This window comes from Kitasatospora sp. NPDC048286, from assembly GCF_043201735.1.
GTDB lineage: Bacteria > Actinomycetota > Actinomycetes > Streptomycetales > Streptomycetaceae > Kitasatospora.
Genome location: NZ_JBICZE010000015.1, coordinates 114,534 through 136,699 on the forward strand (window position 1 = coordinate 114,534; position 22,166 = coordinate 136,699).

At 74.2% G+C, this 22,166-nt stretch carries 22 protein-coding genes; 9 read left to right on the forward strand and 13 right to left on the reverse strand.

Annotation, left to right across the window (positions count from 1 at the left end; all coding sequences use genetic code 11):
- Positions 1-13: 13 nt before the first annotated feature.
- The gene (locus tag ACGF13_RS31390) at positions 14-736 is read right to left on the reverse strand and encodes a FadR/GntR family transcriptional regulator (RefSeq protein WP_392881653.1); all 723 of its coding nucleotides are present in this window, start codon (positions 734-736) and stop codon (positions 14-16) included.
- A 250-nt stretch (positions 737-986) separates the two neighbouring features.
- On the opposite strand from ACGF13_RS31390, the gene ACGF13_RS31395 reads away from it, so the two are divergent.
- The 5 genes from ACGF13_RS31395 (at position 987) to ACGF13_RS31415 (ending at position 6,597) form a co-directional block, all read left to right on the forward strand.
- Positions 987-2,768, forward strand: a complete 1,782-nt coding sequence (locus ACGF13_RS31395) for a hypothetical protein (RefSeq protein WP_392881655.1) — start codon at positions 987-989, stop codon at positions 2,766-2,768.
- Complete coding sequence (locus ACGF13_RS31400) at positions 2,765-3,136, forward strand: hypothetical protein (protein ID WP_392881658.1); 372 nt, start codon at positions 2,765-2,767, stop codon at positions 3,134-3,136. The genes ACGF13_RS31395 and ACGF13_RS31400 overlap by 4 nt, the downstream gene beginning before the upstream one ends.
- A 79-nt stretch (positions 3,137-3,215) precedes the next feature.
- Positions 3,216-3,899 carry a hypothetical protein gene (locus ACGF13_RS31405; RefSeq protein ID WP_392881660.1) on the forward strand — a complete coding sequence of 228 codons (684 nt, stop codon included), beginning with the start codon at positions 3,216-3,218 and terminating at the stop codon, positions 3,897-3,899.
- On the forward strand, positions 3,896-4,846 hold the full coding sequence (locus tag ACGF13_RS31410; protein WP_392881662.1) for a protein phosphatase 2C domain-containing protein: 951 nt from the start codon (positions 3,896-3,898) through the stop codon (positions 4,844-4,846). Before ACGF13_RS31405 ends, ACGF13_RS31410 begins: the two co-directional genes overlap by 4 nt.
- Positions 4,843-6,597, forward strand: coding sequence for a lipopolysaccharide kinase InaA family protein (locus ACGF13_RS31415; RefSeq protein ID WP_392881665.1), 1,755 nt, complete (start codon positions 4,843-4,845; stop codon positions 6,595-6,597). Before ACGF13_RS31410 ends, ACGF13_RS31415 begins: the two co-directional genes overlap by 4 nt.
- On the opposite strand, the gene ACGF13_RS31420 is transcribed toward ACGF13_RS31415, so the two are convergent.
- From ACGF13_RS31420 to ACGF13_RS31460, 9 genes are all read right to left on the reverse strand, one after another.
- A complete protein-coding gene (locus ACGF13_RS31420; protein WP_392881667.1) occupies positions 6,585-7,436 on the reverse strand; it encodes an HAD family hydrolase in 852 nt (283 codons plus the stop codon). The two genes, ACGF13_RS31415 and ACGF13_RS31420, sit on opposite strands and share 13 nt — an antisense overlap.
- 52 nt (positions 7,437-7,488) lie before the next feature.
- Complete coding sequence (serS, locus tag ACGF13_RS31425; RefSeq protein ID WP_392881670.1) at positions 7,489-8,763, reverse strand: serine--tRNA ligase; 1,275 nt, start codon at positions 8,761-8,763, stop codon at positions 7,489-7,491.
- A 507-nt stretch (positions 8,764-9,270) separates the two neighbouring features.
- Positions 9,271-10,206: a prephenate dehydratase gene (gene pheA, locus ACGF13_RS31430; RefSeq protein WP_392881673.1), complete on the reverse strand. Its 936-nt coding sequence runs from the start codon at positions 10,204-10,206 to the stop codon at positions 9,271-9,273.
- A 132-nt stretch (positions 10,207-10,338) separates the two neighbouring features.
- Complete coding sequence (efeB, locus tag ACGF13_RS31435; protein ID WP_392881675.1) at positions 10,339-11,667, reverse strand: iron uptake transporter deferrochelatase/peroxidase subunit; 1,329 nt, start codon at positions 11,665-11,667, stop codon at positions 10,339-10,341.
- Positions 11,668-11,672: 5 nt separating this feature from the next.
- Complete coding sequence (locus tag ACGF13_RS31440; RefSeq protein ID WP_392881677.1) at positions 11,673-13,706, reverse strand: FixH family protein; 2,034 nt, start codon at positions 13,704-13,706, stop codon at positions 11,673-11,675.
- A 13-nt stretch (positions 13,707-13,719) separates the two neighbouring features.
- On the reverse strand, positions 13,720-14,223 hold the full coding sequence (locus ACGF13_RS31445; protein ID WP_392881679.1) for a copper chaperone PCu(A)C: 504 nt from the start codon (positions 14,221-14,223) through the stop codon (positions 13,720-13,722).
- The gene (locus tag ACGF13_RS31450; protein ID WP_392881681.1) at positions 14,220-14,891 is read right to left on the reverse strand and encodes an SCO family protein; all 672 of its coding nucleotides are present in this window, start codon (positions 14,889-14,891) and stop codon (positions 14,220-14,222) included. The genes ACGF13_RS31445 and ACGF13_RS31450 overlap by 4 nt, the downstream gene beginning before the upstream one ends.
- A gap of 78 nt (positions 14,892-14,969) precedes the next feature.
- Positions 14,970-15,716 carry a YcnI family protein gene (locus ACGF13_RS31455; RefSeq protein WP_392881683.1) on the reverse strand — a complete coding sequence of 249 codons (747 nt, stop codon included), beginning with the start codon at positions 15,714-15,716 and terminating at the stop codon, positions 14,970-14,972.
- Between the two features lie 180 nt (positions 15,717-15,896).
- Positions 15,897-16,712, reverse strand: coding sequence for a hypothetical protein (locus ACGF13_RS31460; RefSeq protein ID WP_392881684.1), 816 nt, complete (start codon positions 16,710-16,712; stop codon positions 15,897-15,899).
- A 230-nt stretch (positions 16,713-16,942) separates the two neighbouring features.
- Between ACGF13_RS31460 and ACGF13_RS31465 the strand changes: the two genes are divergently transcribed.
- From ACGF13_RS31465 to ACGF13_RS31475, 3 genes are all read left to right on the forward strand, one after another.
- A complete protein-coding gene (locus tag ACGF13_RS31465) occupies positions 16,943-17,584 on the forward strand; it encodes an ATP-binding protein (protein ID WP_392881687.1) in 642 nt (213 codons plus the stop codon).
- A gap of 85 nt (positions 17,585-17,669) precedes the next feature.
- A complete protein-coding gene (locus ACGF13_RS31470) occupies positions 17,670-17,903 on the forward strand; it encodes a hypothetical protein (protein WP_392881690.1) in 234 nt (77 codons plus the stop codon).
- A 34-nt stretch (positions 17,904-17,937) separates the two neighbouring features.
- Positions 17,938-19,248 carry an amidase gene (locus ACGF13_RS31475; RefSeq protein ID WP_392881693.1) on the forward strand — a complete coding sequence of 437 codons (1,311 nt, stop codon included), beginning with the start codon at positions 17,938-17,940 and terminating at the stop codon, positions 19,246-19,248.
- A gap of 47 nt (positions 19,249-19,295) precedes the next feature.
- Here the strand turns inward: ACGF13_RS31475 and ACGF13_RS31480 are convergent, their stop codons facing one another.
- Positions 19,296-19,457 (reverse strand): hypothetical protein, encoded by a 162-nt coding sequence (locus ACGF13_RS31480; RefSeq protein ID WP_392881695.1) that lies wholly within the window; start codon positions 19,455-19,457, stop codon positions 19,296-19,298.
- Between the two features lie 203 nt (positions 19,458-19,660).
- On the opposite strand from ACGF13_RS31480, the gene ACGF13_RS31485 reads away from it, so the two are divergent.
- Entirely contained in the window at positions 19,661-20,482 is an 822-nt protein-coding gene (locus tag ACGF13_RS31485; protein WP_392881698.1) for an integrase, read from the forward strand.
- 74 nt (positions 20,483-20,556) lie between these two features.
- Here the strand turns inward: ACGF13_RS31485 and ACGF13_RS31490 are convergent, their stop codons facing one another.
- A complete protein-coding gene (locus ACGF13_RS31490) occupies positions 20,557-21,516 on the reverse strand; it encodes a pirin family protein (protein WP_392881700.1) in 960 nt (319 codons plus the stop codon).
- 124 nt (positions 21,517-21,640) lie between these two features.
- A complete protein-coding gene (locus ACGF13_RS31495) occupies positions 21,641-22,144 on the reverse strand; it encodes an SseB family protein (protein WP_392881702.1) in 504 nt (167 codons plus the stop codon).
- Positions 22,145-22,166: the final 22 nt, after the last annotated feature.

The following is a 22,166-nucleotide window of genomic DNA, read 5'->3' on the forward strand; positions in this document are numbered from 1 at the left end:
GGCTCGCGCCGTCCTACTTCCGGGCCGCGATGGCCGCGAGCAGCTGCTCGACGGCCGCGGTCGGGCCGGCGAGCAGCGCACGACACGCCGCCTCGGCCCGGTCCGGGTCACCGCTCTCGATCGCGTCGACCAGGTCCTCGTGGGTCGCCACGACCGCCTCGGGCATGTCGTGGTCGCCGAAGGCGGAGGTCATCGCCTCGCGGACGGAGGCACCGAAGTAGCGGTACACCTCGGCCAGCGCGGGGTTGTGCGCGGCCTCGACGACGGCGGTGTGGAACTCCAGGTCGTGCTCGACGGTCGCCTCGCGGCTCGCCCGCTCGGGGTGCTTCGCGAACACCTCGGCCTCACGGGCCAGGGCCGCGCGCATCCGCCGGACGTCCTCGGGGGTGTGCCGCAGCGCGGCCAGCCGGGCGCCCTCGGTCTCCAGCGCCGCACGGACCTCCAGGACGTCCCGGATGCCGGAGCGCTGGACGCCGCGCAGCACGGACGCCGGATCGCTGGTGGAGCGGACGAACGTGCCCTCACCCTGCCGGGAGACCAGCATTCCGGCGTGCACCAGCACCCGGATCGCCTCCCGGACGGTGTTCCGTCCGACGCGCAGCTGCTCGGCCAGCTCGTGCTCGGTGGGGATCTGCGACCCGACCGGCCACGTCCCACCCGCGAGCTGCTCCCGCAGCTGCTCGATCGCGGTGTCCACCAGGGAACGCCGCCCGGCCGCCTGCAGACCGCCGCTCATGCCGGACCTCCCTTCCCACCGCATCTCGCCACCATCGGTCGTCGGTCATCCTACAACCGCTTGCCCGGTCATCCTACAACTGCCCCGCGGGCCTGTCGGGCGCCGAGCCGGGCGTCGCGGGGTGCGCCGGTCGCGGGCCCTGGCGGACCGGATTCTGCGCGCCGGCGGATTCGCCACCTGATGACAGGTCAGGTTTCGTCGTGGAGCGGGTAGTTACGTCACACGAACCCTCACCGAAGGGTGGTCGATCATGAGCACCTTCGACACCTGGACCTGTCCGACCTGCGGGCTGGTGAACCCTCCGGGAGTGCCCTGCACGGGGTGCCGCGCGGACCCCGACCCGGCCACGGCCTTCCACCGGGCCCCCACCAGCACCTGGAAGACCCCCGCACCGGCCCCCGCACCGGCCCCCGCCCAGGCCGGCCCGACCTTTCACCCGACCCCCGCCGGTGCCGCCGGCGGCCCTGCGCCGACCCCCGTCCCCGGCAGTCCGGCGTCCCCGCTCGGCCCGCCCCCGCGCGCCTCGGACGCCACCCGCTACCTGTGCGCCGCCGTACAGATGGACAGCGCCCTCGCCCGCCGCGCCATCGACACCGTCCTCGGCGAGCCGCGCCGGGCCGTCGCCTCCTCACCCGACGTCGACCTGGCCTGCGTGCTGCGCTACGCCGTCGCCGCCCGTACCCGGCACACCACCACCAAGGTGCTGCTCGCCCTGATCGCGGCCTGCATCGTCGCCTCGTTCTTCCTCCACCCCTTCGAGCAGGCGGACGCGCCCGTCCCCCTCCCCGGCTACCCCGGCGTCTACACCGTCCCCCGGTCGGACCCCTCGCTGCTCCCCTTCGACCTGCCGGTCGTCCTGGTCCCGCTCCTGGTGGTGGCCTGGGCCGTCGTGCTCATCGAGCAGCTCACCGCCTACTTCGGCGTGATCAAGCCCAGGCTGAGCCGCTCCGCGTTCGACCCCGCGCGGGCGCCGGTGGCCACCCGGCCCAAGGAGGAGGCGCAGCTGCGCGAACTGGCCGGGCTGGACCACAGGGGCAACGTCACGATCTTCTCCGGCTTCGAGCCCTTCCTCGGGTACGGGCGGCTGCTCGACACCTGGAACTTCACCATCCCGGTGGACCGGCCCGGTGAGCACGCCGACCGCGTCCTGCCGTTCTCCATCGCGGAGCTGACCGCCGAGATCACCAGGGCGGTGGAGTCGCTCGGACTGCCCGGGGTCGACGTCCGCGAGCGGATCTTCGTCAGCGGCGCCGACCTGTCCCTGGGCCTCGACCCGGCCGTCCGCGGCTTCCTGCTCCCCTGGCCGACCAAGCGGCCGTCCCCCGAGCTGCCGGCCGCCCTCGTCGACCGGCTGCGGGAGGACGGCGCCGCCCGGGCCCGGCCCTACCTGGTCACGACGGTGTCCGGCTGGGGCAGCGAGGTGGTGACCACCAGCACCGTCCGGTTCGGCCTCAGCCCCGCCAAGGACGTGCTCTTCGTCGAGGGCGCCTCCTCGATGCTCCCCCCGGTCAAGGAGGCCTACCACCTGGTCGACCACCTGCTCGACCGGCCGACCTGGCGCCAACTGACCGCCCTGGCCCGGATGTCCCTCACCAGCATGCCCGGCAGGCTGGTGCGCGGCACCGGTTACGTGCTGGCCCTGCCCTTCGCGCCCCTCCTGGCCCGGCTCACGGACGGCGACCAGCTGCGCCAGATCCGGCACAGCGCCTTCAACTACGGCTCCATGGCCAGCATCCGGCAGCTGGCGGCCGACTCGAGGTTCCACCGCTACTACCAGCAGATCGACCACCAGATGTACACCAAGGTCGTCGAGCGGCGGATCCTGGACAGCCTGATCGACTTCCTGGAGGAGCACCAGGTCGACATCTCCGAACTGCGCGAACGCCAGAGCGTCATCTACAACGGGGGCATCTTCACCTCCGGCAACGCCAGGATCAGCTTCGTCAACTCCCCGGTCGCGGCCGGGGCGGGCAGCCGGGTGCGCGCCATGCTGGCGCCCCGCGGCCCCGAAGGAGGGAAGGCCAAGTCATGAGCGAGGACCGGAACACCTCCGGCGGCTTCCACGTCAGCGGCCACGCCACCGTCCACTTCACCGACTCGCCCGTGGCGGCGGGCCGGAACTCCTCGGTCACGGTCAACTCCGGTGCGGGGGAGGTCGACGAGGAGGCGCTCGCCCGGCGGGTGCTCGCGCTCGCCGACCGGCTGCGCCAGGACAGCGAACCGGACAGCAGCCAGGCACAGGCTGCCGAGGACCTCCAGGCCGAGGTCGCCTCCCCGGCCCGGCGCTGGGACCAGGTGCTGCGCTTCCTCACCCGGGCCAGGGCCGGCGTCGTCGCCACCACGGCGGTGGCCGCCGAGATCCAGAACCTGGACGAGGCGGTCCGCTCGCTGCTCCCGTAGCCGCTCCGTCGGCCGGCCGACGCGGGAAGTCGGCCGGCCGCGCAAGGAAGAGGTCCACCCGACAAGAAGGGGGAGTGCGGTGGCCGAGACCAAGGGTGTCCTGCTGCCCGCCTACGTACTGGCCGACGAGTCGGCCTCGATGGAACCGTACCTGGCCGAACTCTCCGGCGGCCTGGTCTCGTTGTGCGAGGGGCTGCGGGCCGAGCCGATGATCGCCGCGAAACTGCGGCTGGCCGTCCTCGGCTTCTCCGACGACGTGCGGATCCGCCTCGCGGTGACCGACATGCGGACCGAGACCAGGCTGCCCCAGGTGGTCATCCGCGGACTGACCGTCTACCGGGCGGTCTTCGAGGACCTGCTGGACCGCATCCCCGAGGACGTCCGGTGGCTGCGCGGCCAGGGGTACAAGGTGCACCGCCCGGTGGTCTTCCTGCTCAGCGACGGCCAGCCGACCGACGGCGAGGAGTGGCGGGACGCGCACGCCCTCCTCACCGACCACCAGCGGACCCCGACCGCCCCCAACATCATCGCCTGCGGCATCGGCGAGGCCGAGCCCCGGACCATGCTCGCGGTGGCGACCCGCCCGGAGTTCGCCTTCGTGGCCCGGTCCGGCATCGACCTCGGCCGGGCCATCGGCGAGTTCTTCCACGCGCTCACCACCAGCCTGGTCGCCTCCGGTCAGGCCCTGGGCTCGGCCAACCCCCACCTCGTGGTCAACCGGCCCGACCAGTTCGTCCTCGCCATCGACGAGGTCGGGCAGTGACCCGGCGCGGTCCCGGCCCGGAGCGGGCGCCCGGCCCGGAGCAGGGGCCCGGTCCGGCCGCCGCCGTCCCCTGGGAGCGGATCGCCGTGGGCACGCCCGGGATCGAGTTCGAACCGAGGCCGCCGCGCCAGCCCGCCTACGACTTCCCCGACACCGAGTGCGACGGCTGGTCCACCGAAGCGCTGGCCGTGCGCTTCGCCTCCGTCCGCGGCGCCAAGCACCGCTACTACGGCCGTCCGCGCCAGGACGCCGCGCGCGCCGCCCTGCACCAGCCCACGGGCGCGGTCGCCTTCGCCGTCGCCGACGGCGTCTCGGCCGCGACCAGCGCCGAACTCGGCGCCATCGAGGCCTGCCGGGCCGCCCTCGCCCGCACGCTCCACCTGCTCTCCGCGAGCCCGGGCCCGGTGGACTTCCCGGACGTCGCCCGGCACGCCGCCCGACGGCTCCGGCAGGTCGCCCGCTGGCGGCTGGGCGGCGGGGAACCGGACCCGGCCGAGGTCTCCCGGCTGTACGCGACCACCCTGGTCACCGGCGTGGTCCACCCCGACCCGGCCGGCCCCGTCGTCGAGCTCTGCCGGATCGGCGACTCCGGCGCCTGGCTGCTCGACCTCCCGCACGGCCGCTACCACCCGCTCTTCGACCCGAAGTCCGCCGGCGACACCCCGCTGATCGGCACCGAGGTGACCCCGCTGCCCACCGTGCCCGACCCGATCGAGCGCACCAGCGTCCGGCTCACCCCGCAACTCGCCCTGCTGATCGGCACCGACGGCTTCGGCGACCCGCTGGGCGACGGGGACGGCCTGGTCGGCGCCCTGTTCGCGGACGCCCTCGCCGAGCCGCCCACCCCGCTCCGGCTCGCCCACCTGCTCGACTTCTCCCGCGAGACCTTCGACGACGACCGGACCCTCCTGGTCGTCTGGCCGCACGCCGCCGGGGAGGAGCGATGACGGACGGCCGCTCCGTCAGGACCGTCGACCACGACGACCTGGTCCTGCTCCGCCGCCTCGGGCAGGGCGGCCAGGGCACCGTCCACGAGGTGGCCGACCGGGCCGACGGCCACGCCGTCGCCTACAAGGAGTACCGCCCGGAAACCCTCCCCGGGCTCGACACCGACGCGCTGACCGCGATGGTCGCCCTGCTCGCCGAACTCGACCCGGCCGAGGCCCGCTGGCTCCTCGACCGGGCCGCCTGGCCCACCACCCTGGTCCGGCAGCGGGGCCGCACCTGCGGCTTCCTGATGGGGGCCGCCCCCGAACGCTTCCACTTCGACCTGCACGCCCTCGGCGGTGCCACCGCGCCCACCAGGCGGCTGGCCACCCTGGAGTTCCTGCTCAACGACGACGACTACGTCGCCCGGGTCGGCCTCACCGTCAGCGACCGCGACCGCCTGAGACTGCTCGCCGACCTCGCCACCACGCTGTCCCGGCTGCACCGCCTCGGCATCGCCGTGGGCGACCTGTCCCCGAAGAACCTGCTCTTCGCCACCGGAGCCGACGGCGGCCGGGCCGCCTGCTTCCTCATCGACTGCGACGCCGTGCGGCTGCGCGGCGCCACCGTCCTGCCCCAGGTCGAGACCCCGGACTGGCAGCTCCCGCACGGCGAGGAGCGCGGGACGGCGGCGGGCGACGCCCACAAACTGGCGCTGCTCGCCGTACGGCTCTTCGCCCGCGACCAGAGCGCCGTCGACCCGGCCGCGCTGACCGCGCTCAGCCCCGCCCTCGGCGAGCTCGCCCGGGCCGGACTCGACCCGGACCCCGCCCGCCGACCCGCCCCGGCGCTCTGGGCGGAGCACCTCACGGCGGCCGCCGCCACCGCCTCCACCACCCCGGCCGCCGCGGCCCCGTCCATCCCGTACGCACCGTCAGCCCCGTCAGCCCCGTCAGCCCCCGTTCGTACGGTGGGAGCGCCGGCCGCGAGCTGGGGTCAGGGCGCGCCGGTGCCGACCAGGACGCCGTACGCCGCCGGCATCGGCGTCGCCGCGGTCCTCGCGGCCGTCGTCCTGGCGATCGTGTTCGCGGTCGTCCACAACCGGTCCGACTCCCCGGTGGCGGACTCCGGCCCCTCGTACACGCCCACCTACACGCCGACGTACACGCCCACGCGCACCTACACGCCGACCTACACGCCCACGTACACGCCCAGCACCCCGGCCTTCGACCCCGCCTCGCTCGACGACGCCGGGACCGACCGCACCCCGCTGACCCACACCGCGCTGCTCGCCGACGCGTTCACCGACGCCAAGGGGGTGCGCTACGAGAAGGCGAGCGGGGGGCTGCACAGCTGTGTGACGGCCGACATGAGCAAGAACGTCCAGACCGTGCTGAGCAACGGCGGCTGCGTGAACCAGATCGTCGGGACCTACCGGGACACCGACGCCAAGATCCTGGTGATCGTCCAGGTCAAACCGATGGCGGATGCCCGGACCGCCGAGGCGGCCCTCAACACCCTCTCCACCGCGTACAGCACTGATTGGGACTTCTGGTGCCCGAACAAAGGGCCGGGCTCCGAACTGTGCGACGCGGGCGTGGACGTCAGCCGGGCCACCCAGACCGGCAGGAAGACCACCGACCACCGGTACCTGATTCACGCCCAGGCCCTCTATATCAACCTGGGCACCGACGACAGCCTGGAGCCGTGGACGGACGCGGCCACCCGTGCTGCACTCAGGGCCGCCGGCCCCGACAACTACTGGGGGTAGAGGCTCTCCAGGACCTCGGCGACGCCGTCCTCGTCGTTGCTGGCGGTGACGGCGTCGGCGACGGCGAGGAGTTCCTCGTGGGCGTTGGCCATGGCGACGCCGTGGGCGGCCCAGCCGAACATCGGGACGTCGTTGGGCATGTCGCCGAAGGCGATGGTGTCGGCGGCGCGGACGCCCAGGCGGCGGGCGGCGACGGCCAGGCCGGTGGCCTTGGACAGGCCGAGCGGGAGCAGTTCGACCACGCCGGCGCCGGCCATCACCACGCCGACCAGGTCGCCGGCGGCGCGGCGGGCGGCCTCGGCGAGGGCGTCGTCGGTGAGGGCGTGGTGCTGGATGTACAGCTTGCTGAGCGGGGCGTCGAACAGCTCGCCGCGCTCGACCCGGACGACCGGCAGGTCGGAGCCGATCAGCAGTTCGTAGCCGGGGCCGGCCAGCACCTGGCCGTCGAGGCCGTCCTGGTTGGCGGCGATGGCCAGCGGGCCGGTCTCGGCCTCGATCTTCTCGATCGCGATCGCGGCGAGCCGCCGGTCCAGGGTGAGCGAGGTGAGCAGCTTGTGCGCGCCGGCGTCGTACACCTGGGCGCCCTGGCCGCAGACCGCTATCCCGGTGTAGCCGATCTCGTCGAAGACCGGGCGGGCCCAGACCGCCGAGCGCCCGGTGACGATGATGTGCAGCGCGCCCGCGCCGGTGGCCGCGGCCAGGGCGGCGCGGGTGCGCTCGGAGACGGTCTCCCCGCTGGTGAGCAGGGTGCCGTCGAGGTCGGTGGCGACCAGCCGGTAGGGCAGGTCGCCACCGCCGCTGGCTCCGGGGGAGGCGGGGCTGGGGCTGGTGGTGCTCATGGGCCGTGCGTCTCCCGGGAGTTGCGGGTGGTGCTGGGTGGTGCGGACCGGGTTACCCGACCGGCTGGAGGACGGTCCGCCCGCCGAGGAACGGCCGCAGCGCCTCGGGCACGACGACCGAGCCGTCGGCCTGCTGGTGGTTCTCCAGGATCGCCACGATGGTGCGCGGGATGGCGACCAGGGTGCCGTTCAGGGTGGCCAGCGGGCGGGTCTTGCCCTCCTCGCGCATCCGGATGGAGAGCCGGCGGGCCTGGTACTCGGTGGTGTTGGAGGTCGAGGTGACCTCGCGGTACTTGCCCTGGGTGGGGATCCACGCCTCGATGTCGAACTTGCGCGCGGCCGAGGCGCCGAGGTCGCCGGAGGCGACGTCGATCACCCGGTAGGGCAGTTCGAGGGCGTTGAGGAAGTCCTTCTCCCACTGGAGCAGGCGGCGGTGCTCGTTCTCCGCGTCCTCCGGAGTGGTGTAGACGAACATCTCCACCTTCTCGAACTGGTGGACGCGGATGATGCCGCGGGTGTCCTTGCCGTAGGTGCCGGCCTCGCGGCGGAAGCAGGACGAGTAGCCGGCGTAGCGCAGCGGCAGCTTGTCGGCGTCGAGGATCTCGTCCATGTGGTACGCCGCGAGCGGGACCTCGCTGGTGCCGACCAGGTACCGGTCGTCCTCGGCGAGGTGGTACACGTTCTCGGCGGCCTGACCGAGGAAGCCGGTGCCGTCCATGGCGGCCGGGCGGACCAGGGTCGGGGTGATCATCGGGGTGAAGCCGGCCGCGGTGGCCTGGGCGATCGCCATGTTGACCAGGGCGAGCTCCAGCAGCGCGCCGACGCCGGTCAGGTAGTAGGAGCGGGCACCGGCGACCTTGGCGCCGCGCTCGGTGTCGATCGCGCCGAGGATCTGGCCGAGCTCGACGTGGTCACGGGGCTCGAAGCCCTCGGCGGCGAAGTCGCGCGGGGTGCCGATCTCCTCCAGGGTGACGAAGTCCTCCTCGCCGCCGACCGGGGCGGCCGGGTCGATGAGGTTCGCCAGGGAGCGGAGCAGGCGGTCGGCCTCCTCCTTGGCCGCGCTCTGCTCGGCGTCGGCGGCCTTGACCTCGGCGGCCAGGTCCTTGGTGCGCTGGAGCAGGGCGGCCTTCTCGTCGCCCTTGGCCTGGGCGACCTGCTTGCCGAGCACCCGCTGCTCGTTGCGCAGTTCGTCGAAGCGGCTGCCCGAGGACCGGCGCCGTTCGTCGGCGGAGAGGAGGGCGTCGACCAGGTCGACGTCCTCGCCACGGACGCGCTGCGAGGCGCGCACTCGGTCAGGGTCCTCACGGAGCAGGCGAAGGTCAATCACAGGCCCAAGCGTACCGGGAGACCGTTCCTCCACCGGTACGGCTTTTCCCCTGGGGATAACTCACCCTCGCCTGTGGATAACTTCTGTGGGGAACTCTCCGCCGGCGGGTTATCCACAGGCCGAACCCCGAACCTGTGGATCAAAGGGGAGGATTGCCTTCCGCGTGAACGAACCAGGGAATTGAGGTTTCAAACCTCAATCAACCTTCTCGGGTGAGGGAATTGAACCACTCGGACGGGTGATTTGCTGGCAACCGGGTGACTCTGGTCCGATTGGTCATCTCTGCAACGCAAACCGATGGTCCGACCGGATCCGGGCAATGGCTATACCGGTTTGTCGACTCGTCCCCAGGCCTGTGGATAACTCCCGGCTGTGGACAGTCGGGGTCCCCTGTGGACAGCGGCCGCCGACCGGGGGCCGCCTGTGGATGACGGTGAGGTCACTCGTCCCGCCCGATCGGGTCGATCAAAAACGGTCGGAAAAGGCTGGAATGACGATGGATGGCGTTCAGATGTCCCCGCGGCCGTCGAGCGCGCGGGAGAGCCAGTCCGCCGCCGAGGTGAAATCCTCGTCCGAGGTCCCCGGCCGCCGCTGGGTGGACGCCTGCCGGTCGGCGCGCGGATAGGAGCCGAGGTACCGCACCTTCGGGCAGATCCGCTTGAGCCCCATCATCGCCTCGCTCACCCGGCGCTCGGACAGGTGGCCCTCGCAGTCGATCAGGAAGCAGTAGCTGCCCATGCCCTCGCCGGTCGGGCGGGACTCGATCCGCATCAGGTTGACCCCGCGCACCGCGAACTCCTGCAGCAGCTCCAGCAGCGCGCCCGGGTGGTCGTCCGGCAGCCAGACCACCATCGAGGTCTTGTCCGCGCCGGTCGGCGAGGAGACCCGCCCGGGGCGGCCGACCAGCACGAACCGGGTGGCCGCGCTCTTCGCGTCCGCGATCTCCTTGACCAGCGGCTCCAGCCCGTAGATCGGCGCCGCGAACTCGCCCGCGAACGCGCCGTCGTAGCGGCCCTCGGCGACCAGCCGGGCGCCGTCCGCGTTGGAGGCGGCCGACTCCCACGTCGCCTCCGGCAGGTTGGCCGCCAGCCAGCGCCGCACCTGCGGCTGGGCCACTGGGTGGCTGGTCACCGTCTTGACCCCGGACAGCTCGGTGCCAGGCCGCACCAGCAGCGCGAAGGCGATCGGCAGCAGCACCTCACGGTAGATCATCAGCGGTGCGCCGGAGGCCAGTTCGTCGTTGGTCGCGGTGACCGCGCCCTCCACCGAGTTCTCGATCGGGACGAACGCCCCGGCCGCCTCCCCGCCGCGTACCGCGTCCAGCGCCAGCGCCACCGAGGACAGCGGGACCAGCTCCCTGGTCGCCGCCTCCGGCAGGGTGTGCAGGGCCGCCTCGGTGAACGTGCCGGCCGGTCCGAGGTAGGTGTAGCGGGTGGCCGACATGACGCCTCCGGGGCTCTCGGTGCTGCGCGGTCAGGGTGTGCCGAAGCAGTCACCATAACGATTCCGCGGCCCCGGCAGGAAAGCGTTCCGGTGGCCGGGACCGCGGCGGTGGACCGGGTGAACCCGGGGGAACTACCCCTCCAACAACTGCTGGCCGAGGTAGCCTCCGGGCGGCGGGCCCGGCGGCAGCGCGTACAGGCCGCTCGCCTCGTGCCGCAGGAAGCGGGAGAGGCCGTCGCCCCGGGAGAGCTTGCGCTGCACCGGGGTGAACCCCTTGCGCGGGTCGGCCTGGAAGGCGAGGAAGAGCAGCCCGGCGTCCGGCGAGCCGTCCGGCAGCAGCCCGTCGTGGTACGAGAAGCCGCGCCGCAGCATCGCCGCCCCGCCGTTGGCCGCCGGGGCGGCGACCCGGATGTGCGCGTCGGCGGGGATCGCCAGGGTGCCGTCCGGGCCCTGCGCGGTGAGGTCGACCGGGGCGCGCTCACCGGCCCCGGCGGGCGCGCCGAGCGGGGCGCCGTCCGACTTGCGCCGTCCGATCACCCGCTCCTGGCGGTCCACCGGCAGCGCCTCCCAGTGGTCCAGCAGCATCCGGATGCGCCGGAACACCAGGTACGAGCCGCCGGCCAGCCAGGCCGGCTGGTCCCCGCCGGCGGCGCAGAACACCTTGGCGGCGAAGCCCTCCTCGTCCGGCCGGGGGTTGTTGGTGCCGTCGACCTGGCCCATCAGGTTGCGTCCGGTCACCGGCTGCGCGGCGGCGCCGGGGGTGCGGGCGAAGCCGGCCGACTGCCAGCGCAGCGCCGCCGTCCCGGCCGCCAGCCGCTGGAGCACCCGCAGGGCGTGCACCGCGACCAGGGCGTCGTCCGCGCCGATCTGGACGAACAGGTCGCCGTCGCCGCGGGCCGGGTCGAGCGCGTCGCCGGGGAAGGCGGGCAGCGGTTCGAGCCCGGGCGGGCGGCGGTCGGCCAACCCGGCCTTGTCGAACAGCGCGGCGCCGAAGCTGACCGTGACGGTGAGCGAGCAGGGCCCGGCGTCCAGCGCGACCTGGCCGTCGAACTCCTCGGCCGGCTCCCCGGCGGTCAGCCGCTCGGCCGCCCTCGTCCAGCGCTGCAGCAGGGTGCGCAGCCCGTCCCGGCCGACGCCCTCGGCCAGGTCGAAGGCGGCCAGCTGGACCCTGGCCTGCGCCGGGTCGGTGATCCCGGCCTGGTGCTCGCCGCGGAACGGCACCCGGGCCGCGCCCAGCGCCCCGCCGGACGGGCCCGCCGCGACGGTCGTCCCGCCGCCCCGCCCGTCCAGGGTGACCGCCCCGGCGACGCCCGCGCCGGCTCCCGCCAGCAGCCCGGCCCCGGCGGTGCCGAGCAGCGCCCGCCGGGTGAAGCCCGCCGGCCCCGCCGACCCGTTCGAAGCCGACTCGTGCGCCGTCGCGCCGTCCGCCGTCGGACCGTGCTCCGTGGAAACGTCCGTCACCCCGCTCACCCGATCTTGAACTGCTGGGTCGGGGTGGTCTGGTCGATGTCGGAGGAGCGGACCTGCACCGACACCACCCAGTTGCCCGCCAGCGGCAGCTGCGCGATGCCGCTCCAGCGGCCGGTGCCCTCCGGGGTGAGCTGGACCGGCAGCGGGCCGAGGTCGCGGTCCGGCAGGGTGAAGGCGAGCTGCACCTCGGGGACGTCCACCGGCTGGCCGTCCGCGCCGTCCAGCGCGAGCTGCACCTCGTTCGCCCCGGTCCGGGCCGGGTTGAGGCTGACGGTCGCGGTGCCCTTGGCGTTCGGCGTCCGGCCCTTGGTGTCGTACGGGAGCTTGAGCTCGACGGTGCGGCCCGGCTCGGTCTGCGCCGCCGCCCCGGGCCCGCCGGCCACCGCGGCGCCGGCCGCCCGGGCCTTGATCTCGTCCGCGACCCGTCCGGGCGGGGAGTTGGTGAGCATCGTGGTGACCACCAGCACCGCCACCGCGACCAGCGCCTCGACCAGCACCGAGCGGCGCAGCCCGGCCCGGGTCGGGGTCAGCCCGCGGTCGCGTCCGGCGCTCTGCCGGGCGGCCAGCTGGCGCTCCAGCTGCGCCTGCCGGACCGGGTCCTCGCTGTTCGCCGCCACGGCGACCGGCTCCGGCAGCTCGACCGGCGCGACCTCCTCCGCCTCGGCCGGAGCCGAGCGCAGCCTGGCCAGCCAGGTGCGGGACATCCAGGCGACGCCGAGCATCGCGACCACGCAGCCGCTCTTCACCAGCAGCAGCCGCCCGTACTCGGTGCCGGTCAGCGCGTTCCAGCTGCCCAGGCCCCGCCAGGACTGGTAGATCCCGGTCACGGCCAGCACGGCCACCGAGCCGAAGGCGATCTTCGAGAAGCGGTCCACCACCTCGACGCCGACGCCCTCGCGCAGCGCGACCAGCAGCGCGGCCAGCCCGCCCAGCCAGAGCGCCATGGCGATCAGGTGCAGGACGCCGAGCGGCAGGGCCAGCCAGACCTGGATGCCCACCGAGGCGTGGTCGGCGCCGACCCAGGTCGCCGCGAGGGCGACCGCCAGCACCAGTCCGGCCACGCCGAGGCCCAGCCGGACCTCGCGCTGCGGCCGTTCGGCGGCCCGGCGCTCCAGCTCGCGCAGCTCGGCGGCCTCGGCGTCGTCCTCGGAAGCGGCGGAGCCCTCGGCGGCGGTGCCGTTCCCGTCCTCGTCCCGCGGCTTGGGCACGACCGGCCGCGGCGCCTGCCCCAACTGCCCGACCAGGAGCGACAGGAACACCCCGCCCGCCGCGAGCAGCAGCAGCCGGGCGGCCAGCCCGGTGCCGATCCGCTCGTCCAGCGTGGCGCGCATCAGCGACAGGTCGAAGGCCTGCCCGACCCCCGTGCCGCGCTCGTAGGGGCCGCGCAGCATCAGCACCGCGACGGTGGAGACCAGCAGCGCCGTCCAGCCGGTCATCAGCAGCCGCTGCACCCGGGGCCGGGCGGTGCCGGCCGGCCAGCAGATCAGCACGAAGGCGGCGACGCCGACCAACAGCGCGAAGGCGGTGTACGCGACGGCGCGCCCGGTGCCGTACAGGGCGGCGACCAGGCCGTCGGCCTCGGCGCCCTGGAACGCGGTGGCCGACACCGTGGTGTCCGAGGGGGCACCGATGGAGAAGGTGAACGCGCCGCCGACCGGGTGCGAGTCGTCCGAGACGGCCCGCCAGGCCACCGTGTACGTGCCGTTGGCGAGCCCGTCCTGCAGCCCGACCCGGGCGGTGTTGCCCTTGCCGTCGGCGTGCGCCGGGTTGCCGGTGTCCACGGCCTTGCCCGCCGGGTCGAGCACCCGCACGGAGTCGCCGGAGAGCGAGACGGACTCGCTGAAGGTCAGCGTCACCGCCCGTGGGGCGGTCCCGACCACCGAGTTCTGCGACGGGTCGGTGGAATCCAGGGTGGCGTGCGCGGAGGCCGGCCCGGCGCCCGCGAGCATCAGCGCGAGCAACGCGCCGAGCACTCCGAGCACCCCGGCGATCCGGCGGTGGGTGGCCTTCTCCAGGCCGGCCGACTGCATGCTGGCGGTCCCCTTAACTCTGGCCGGGTCGGTAGGTGAGCTCCTTGACCGGCACCTTGACGGAGATGGTGCCGGACTTGGCGAAGGTGAGGTCGAGTTCCAGCTCGTCGCCGAGGGCGGGGGCCTTCTGCCACCCCATGATCATGAGGTGGTTGCCGCCGCGGGCGAGCTGCAGGGCGCCGTGCGCGGGGACGTCCAGGCTGTCCACCTGCTCCATGGTCGACGCGGTGGAGCGGTGCATGGTGACCGACTCGGCGGCCGGGCTGGTCACCTTGAGCAGCTGGTCCTTCCCGCCGTCGTTGCGGACGGTCAGGTAGCCGGCCGCCATGCCGCCGGTCGGCGGCAGCGGGATGTACTCGTCGGCGACGCTGATCCTGGCCGGGCCGGCGGAGGCGCCGTCCTGGCCGCCCGTTCCGCACGCGGCCAGGATCACGCCGCCGCCCAGGGCGGTCGCGACGACGGCGCCGAGCAGGGCACTGCGGCGGAACCGGCTGGTTCCGGTCTGGACCGGGCTCACGCCGCGACCCCCTTGGCGAGCAGCGGCAGGTCGTGCTCGTAGGTCTTCTCCTCGGTGCCGCTCATGTAGAGCACGTGCGCCTTGTCGTCCGAGGGGAGGAAGGCCAGCACCTGCGCGCCGTGGGTGGAGGTGACGGTGCCGTCCCCGTTGACCACCGGGTCCTCGATCATGATGCCGAGCGACTTGGCGGCGGTCTTCACCTTGGCCAGGTCCCCGGTGAGGCCTATGAAGTCGCTGCCCATCGAGTCCAGCCAGGTGCGCAGCACCTTGGGGGTGTCGCGCTGCGGGTCGGTGGAGACGAAGACGACGTTGATCTTCTGCCGGTCCTCCGCCGGGAGCGCCTTCATCGCGACGCCGATGTCGCCCATGGTGGTCGGGCAGACGTCCGGGCAGCTGGTGTAGCCGAAGAACAGCAGGGTGGCCTTGCCGTTGGTCTGCTGCCGCAGGTCGAAGGGCTGGCCGGAGGTGTCGGTCAGCTGGAGGTCCGGCTTCTCGAAGTTCTTGGCGAGCTTGGTGCCCTGGTACGGGGTGTCCTCCTTCTGCCGGGTGACCTTGGCGGCGGTGGAGTCCCCGCCGCCGGAGGACCCGCAGGCGGAGAGGGTCAGGGCGGCGGCCAGCGCGAGGGCGGCCGCGCCGGCCAGGCGGGTGGTGCGGGTGGTGCGGGACATGCGGGTTCCGATCGTGCGCGGTGGACGTCCGGCGGTGCCGCACCCGGTGTGCGGGTGCGGCACCGCCGGCGCGGTGGGTCAGGAGGCGGAGCCGCCGCTCTTGCGGCGCAGGCCGAGCACGCCGACGGCGGTGCCGATCACGCCGACCACGATGCCGACCACGCCCAGGGTGCGGGCGGTGGAGTCGCTGGACTTGGCGTCGGCGGAGGCGGCCTGGTCGGAGCTGTCCCCGTGGGCGCCCGCGGCGGGGGTGGCGGTGACGCCGTGGCCGTCGCCCCCGGCGGCCTTGGTGAGCTTCAGGACGGGCGCGGGCTTGGCCGGCTCGGGCTGGCCCTCCTTGGACTCGTCGATCCAACGGGCGATGTCGCCGTTGTCGTAGGTCTGGAGGGTCTTGAACTCCATGCTCTCGGTGTCGGTCGGCAGCGGGCCGAGCGAGACCCGGAACTCCTGGAACTGGCCGGGGGCGATCTTGGTGCCGGCGTCGGCGGTCCAGGTGATCTTGGAGACGGCCTCGGTGACGTCGTTGCCGTGCACCTTGATCGGCTTGTCGAGCTTGGCCTTCTCGACGGTGGCGGTCCAGCCCGGCAGCGGCAGGGTCCGGACCGAGGCCAGCGGGTGGTCCAGCGGGAGGTTGACCTCCAGCTTCACGGTGCTCGCGGTGTCGCTCTCGTTCGGCACCCGGAAGTCGACGGCCGTGTAGCCGCCCTGGGTGGCCGAGCCCGGGTTCACGGTGACGTGCGCGAAGGCGGGGCCGGCCAGCGCCACCACGGAGGCGGCGGCGGTGAGGGCGACGGCGGCGAGACGGCGGGTGGGAAGGGAACGCATGATGCGGGTCTCCGATCGGAGCTCGGCGGCGGCCGGAACCGGGCGACGGACGTGAGCCGTGCCGCGGGGCCGCGCGTGGGGAGGTGGGGGCAGAGCCTCGGGCCGCCCCGGTGGTCGGGGGAACGGCCGGACGGTGCGCACGCCGCGAACCCGGCCCGCACGGGGCGCCAGGAACGTCGGTCAGTACGCGAGGGCCCCGCACGGCGGGCCGCGCCGCACCACGCTGTGCCGCAGCACGGCACCCGCCGGGAGCGGGCTCTCCCCGCCCCGGGCACCGAACCGGCGGGCCGGGCCGGCCTCGCCGAACAGACCGCGCAGCAGCGCGGCCACCAGCGCGAACGCCGTGCGCAGCGGCGCCGCCCAGTGCTCCCGGGCAGCCGCGGCGGCCACCCGCAGCAGCCGCCACAGCGCCGCCTCGCCGCGCCGCAGCCACCAGCCCGCGACCAGCGCGGCGCCCAGGTGCCCGACCAGCATCGACGGCGTCATGCCGAACAGCCCGGCCTGCCACCAGGGCGCGGTGGCGAACGCGTGCGGGTCCAGGCCCGCGGAGGAGACCAGCTGCTCCGGGGAGGGGCTGCCGGGCAGGCCGACCAGCGTGCCGGGCCTCGCCTCGTTGCAGATCAGCCGGCCGGCCACCTGCGGCACGGTCAGCGGACCGGCACCGCCGTGGTGCATGCCGGACATGGCGCCGTCGAAGCCGTGGAAGAGGAAGTGCAGCCCGAGCTGCCCGGCGCCGAGCGCCCCGGCGATGGCCGCCAGCGAACGCTCCCGCCCGCCGCAGACCGCCGCGAACGCCAGCACCGCGGCGAAGCCCAGCGCCAGCGCCGTCGGCGGCACGTTCCCGCCGCCCGCCAGGGAGTGCCCGGCGGCCGCGATCAGGGTGCACACCAGCGCGAACGGGACCGCCCGGGCAAGCCGCAGGTCCCAGGCGGCGGACCCCACCGGCTGAGCCGGTCCGGGGGCGCCCGGGAGCGGGGCGGCGGCGAGGGCAGTCATGGCCGGGCCATCCTCTCATTGCGTACGCCGCTGACACGGGCAGGGTGGGAAATCCCTACGAATGCCCCTTTCGGCCGCGGCGTGCGCAGGGGCGTACGCGTCGCCCGGCACAGACCACGTCCCCCGGTCCATCCGCCGAACGGGCGGTAGCGGGCCCCGGGCACGGTTCACCCGCGAAACGCCCGGAGATACCTAGTTGTATGTGGAGCCGCAGCCAGGAGGGACCTCCCGTGGACATCTGGTGGACTCTGCACCTCAAGCGCGACCCGGCCAGCGTTCCGCTGGCCCGGCGCATCCTGCTCGGTGCGATGGCGACCGCGGGCGTCGACCCGCAGATCGCGGACGACCTCGGCGTCGCCCTCACCGAGGCCTGCGCCAACGCCGTCGAGCACGGCGCCACCGGGCGGCCCGACGACGGTTTCCAGGTCACCGCCTCGATCTGCGGCGACCGGCTGCGGATCGAGGTCACCGACTCCGGGCCCGGCCTGCCCACCCCCGCGGTGCCCGCCGCGCCCGCCCGCCGCCCGGCGGCCCCGGCCGAGGCCCGCCCGGCGGCCGGCCGTGCGGCCCGGCGCACCCGCCGCGGCCGCGCCACCGTCCCGGTCCGCGTCCTCGCCGCCCACCGCCCCCGCCGCGACGGCCACCCGTACGACACCCACGTCCTGCCGTTCCGCCCCAGCGCCCCCACGCTGCGCCCGGTCGACCTGGACACCCTCCCCGACCTCACCGCCGAATCCGGCCGGGGCCTCTTCCTCATCCACGCCCTCACCGACCACGTCCAGCTCCGCAACCACCCCCTGCGCGGCGCGATCGTCAGCTTCGACAAGATCCTCAAGTGGCAGGACGGCGCCCTGCTGCGCGCGGCGTCCTGAGGGCGGGCGGGCGTCGGCGCGGAGCCCGGAGCGTGGCCCCCGGCCTGCGGTTGCCGGGGGTGGGGGCGGGCCGGACGATGGGGGCATGAGGCACCAGATGCGGGCTGAGTACGGCGAGGGCGGTGCGGCCGCGGGGGTGCGGCTGTGGCACGTGGTCCGGGGCGAGGAGAGCGTCGCGATGTGCGGGCGCGAACTCGATCCGGGCGCGCGGGTGCGGGAGGCGGTGGACTGGGGGAAGACCACGGAGCTGTGCTGCCACACCTGCGGGGCGTACTTCCTGCGCGAGGCACCGTACTTGGCGGCCGAACACCACGAGTGAGGCCGGTCGCGTGAGGCCGTCTACTGTGACCGGCATGGAGGAACCCCTCGTCCGGCCGCGGCCGTTGACCGACGAGGCCGCCGGACTGCGCGCCGGTGTGCCCGAACTTCCCGAGTACGTCGACCGGTTGTGCGCGCTGGTCGAGCGGGTGGACCCGATGATCCACGCGTTCGTGCCGGAGCCCGGGCGGTACGGGCGGCTGCGGTCGCAGGCGCGGGAGCTGGCCGAGCGGTACCCGGAGCCCTGCGGGCGGCCGCCGCTGTACGGGGTGGCGGTCGGGGTCAAGGACATCGTGCACGTGGACGGGCTGCCCACGCACGGCGGTTCGGCGCTGCCGCCCGGGGTGCTGGCCGGGCCGCAGGCCGCGGTGGTGGACCGGCTGCGGGCGGCGGGGGCGCTGGTCGCGGGCAAGACGGTGACCGCCGAGTTCGCCGCGAGCGCCCCGGGCCCGACCCGCAACCCGCACCATCCGGGGCACACCCCGGGCGGCTCCAGCAGCGGCTCGGCGGCGGCGGTCGCGGCCGGGCTGGTGCCGCTGGCGATCGGCACCCAGACCGTCGGCTCGGTGATCCGCCCGGCCGCGTACTGCGGGGTGGTGGGCTTCCGGCCGACGTACGGGCGGATCCCGGTCACCGGGGTGATCCCGAACGCGCCGAGCCTCGACACCCTCGGGACGTTCACCGCCGACCTGGCGGGCGTGGCCCTGGTGGCCCCGCTGCTCTGCGACGGCTGGCGCGCGGAGCCCGCGGCGCCGTCCGCGCCCGTGCTCGGGGTGCCGGACGGGACGTACCTGGAGCACGCCGAACCGGCCGCGCTGCACGCCTTCGAGGAGCGGCTGGCGCGGCTGGTGCGGGCCGGGTTCACGGTGCGCCGGGTCGAGCTGTTCCCGGACTTCGCCGGGATCACCCGGCAGTTGCAGGCGGTCAACCGCTTCGAGCTGGCCCGCAGCCACGCCGACTGGTTCGCCCGCTTCGGCGGGCTCTACCGGCCGGAGACGGTGGCGAGCATCCGGACCGGGCAGGGCGTCGCGGCCGAGGACCGGGCGGCCGGGCTGCGGTTCCGGGAGGAGCTGGGCGAGCGGGTGGCCGCGGCGGGTGCGGCGGCCGGGGTGGACCTGTGGCTGGCGCCCTCGGCCACCGGCGGGGCGCCGGAGGGCCTGCACAGCACCGGGGACGCGGTGATGTCGCTGCCGTGGAGCTTCCTCGGGCGGCCGGCGCTCAGCCTGCCGGCCGGGCGGACCGCGCGGGGGCTGCCGCTGGGGCTCCAGGTGGTCGGTGCGGAGGGCGGGGACGAGCGGCTGCTGGCGCAGGCGGCGCTCCTCGAGAGCGTCCTGGCGGAGCGTTAGGGACGCCGCCGGGGCCGCCAGGGTGAGCCGGAACGGCGCGCTGCCCCTCAGGAGGTCCGGGAAGAGCCGGTGGCCCCGGTGCCCGCGTGTCGGGCGGTGTCGGGGCCGCGCCGCTCGTCGGGGAAGCGCGGCCCGCCGATCAGGTAGAACAGGGCGGCGGTCGGGAAGCCGAGCGAGGCGGCCAGCAACACGATGAACTCCCAGAACATCTTCCGCTCCTCGTCAGTCGCGGGCGGCCCGGACCCCCGAAGGTGATCCCGAACCCGGCCCGCTCCGATTGGCCGAATCGTCCGGTCACTGTCCGACGGTATGGCCGAATCGCCCCGGCTGCCACCGGGCGCCGTGCCCCGGACCGCGCCACACCGGCGCACGGGTCTGGGCGCGGACCGGGGGTGGCGGCCACACTGTCGGGATGCAGCTACAGCTCGCAGGGGAAGCACGGCGGCCCGACCGCGAGAGCGAGGACTTCGCGGCGGCCTCGCCGGAGGCGCTGGTCCTGCTGGACGGCGCGAGTTCGCCGGCCGGCCTGGAGTCCGGGTGCCGGCACGGGACGGCCTGGTACGTGCGCCGGCTGGGCGTGCACCTGCTCGCCCGGCTCACCGACCGGGCGGACCGCTCGATCGCCGAGTGCCTGGCCGACGCCATCGTGGAGACGGCCGCGCTGCACGGCGGCCGCTGCGACCTGGCCCACGCCAACACCCCCGCCGCGATGGTCGTCGCGGCCCGGCGGCACGGCGAGGCGCTGGAGTACCTGGTGCTCGGCGACTCCCTGCTGGTGCTGGAGTTCAAGGACGGTCCGCCGAGGGTGATCGGGGACAACCAGCGCTTCCCCGGCGGGGAGGAGCTGCGCCGCCAGGTCTGGGAGACCGTCCCCGGCTCGGCCGAGCGGGCCGCGCTGCACCTGGAGTACGCGCTGGCCGTGCGCGCCGCCCGCAACCGGGGCAACGGCCCGTGGATCGCCGCCGCCAGCCCGCGGGCGGCCGAGCACGCCGAGACCGGCTTCGTGCGGCTGGACCGGCTGCACGCGCTGGCGGCCCTCACCGACGGCGCCTCGCGCTACACCGAGCGCTTCGGTCTCGGCAGTTGGGGCGACGCGCTGCGACTGCTCGCCGAGTCGGGGCCGGGCGAGCTGATCGCCCAGGTCCGGGCGGTGGAGCGGGCGGACGCCGACTGCGCGCGCTGGCCGCGGGGCAAGACGCACGACGACGCCTCGGCCCTCTACGCGCTGCTGTAGCGGGGGACGGCGGGAACGGCGGAGCGGCCGCAGGTGCCACCTGCGGCCGCTCCGCCGTTCCGGCTCCGGAGCCCTCAGTGACCGGAAGCGGGGATGGTGCCGAGCCGGCCGGCCTGGAAGTCCTCCATGGCCTGCTGGAGTTCGCGGTGGCTGTTCATCACGAACGGGCCGTAGTGGGCGACGGGCTCGCGGATCGGGAGGCCACCGAGCAGGACCACCTCGAAGTTGTTGTCGCGGGAGTCCTGCTTCTCGTCGGCGCGGATGGTGATCGAGTCGCCGTCGCCGAAGACGACGGCCTGGCCCCGGTGGAAGGGGCGCCGCTCCGCGCCCGCCGAGCCGCTGCCCGCGAGGCCGTAGGCGAGGGCGTTGAAGTCGGAGCGCCAGGGCAGGGTGATCTGGGCGCCGGGGCTGATCGAGGCGTGGATCATGGTGATCGGGGTGAAGGTGGTGCCGGGGCCCTGGTGGCCGTCGAGCTCGCCCGCGATCACCCGGAGCAGCGCGCCGCCGTCCTCGGTGCTGAGGAGCTTGACGTTGCCGCCGCGGATGTCCTGGTACTTCGGGGCGATCATCTTGTCCGAGGCGGGCAGGTTCACCCACAGCTGGAGGCCGTGGAAGAGGCCGCCGGACATCACCAGCGACTCCGGCGGGCTCTCGATGTGCAGCAGGCCGGAGCCGGCCGTCATCCACTGGGTGTCGCCGTCGGTGATGGTGCCACCGCCGCCGTGCGAGTCCTGGTGGATGAACGTTCCGTCAATGATGTAGGTGACGGTCTCGAAGCCGCGGTGCGGGTGCCAGGGGGTGCCCTTGGGCTCGCCGGCCGCGTAGTCCACCTCGCCCATCTGGTCCATCATGATGAACGGGTCGAGGTACTTCTGGTTGATCTTGGCGAAGGCGCGGCGGACGGGGAAGCCCTCGCCTTCGAAGCCCTCGGGGGCGGTCGCCACGGTGAGGACCGGCCGGGCGCTCGTGACGGCGGGGTCCGGCGTGGTGACGCGCGGGAGGGTCAGCGGGTTGTCGACGGTCACGGCGGGCATGTCGGCCTCCTTCGGGGGGTGTCTGGCCTACGTCCACGAGGTTAGTTCAATTCTCAACAACAAGCAAGTTGAATGTTGAACTATGTGGTGACAAAGGAGCGCGGGGCTCCTCGTCCAGGATGGGTCAGCCGTACATCCGGCGCATCGTGAAGTCGACCATCTGCTCGACGGCCTTGGCGTCGAACACCATCCGGTGCTCGCCCTCCATGTCCAGCGCGAAGCCGTAGCCGGTCGGCAGCAGGTCCAGGACCTCGGCGCCGGTGACGGTGAAGTGCTTGGAGTCCTTGCCGGCGTAGCGGCGCAGCTCCTTCAGCGAGCTGAACATCGGGATCACCGGCGTCGGGGTGTTGTGCAGCGCCAGGAAGCCGGGGCGGTCGCCGCGGGGGCAGTGCACCTTCGAGGTGATGAAGATCGCCTGGAAGTCCTCGACCGCCATCGAGCCGGTGGTGAAGGCCCGCACGGCGTCCGCGAGTGAGGGCGGCGAGGGTTCGGGGTACAGGGACTGCTGGGGGGCCTGCGCCTGCCCGCCGTAGGCGTCCGGTCCGGGCATGCCGTTCATGCCCTGTTGCGGTCCCGCCTGCTGCTGGTAGGGGTCGCCCGGGTATGTGTTCTGGTCATATCCGTACACACGGACAGGCTAGCGGTCGCGC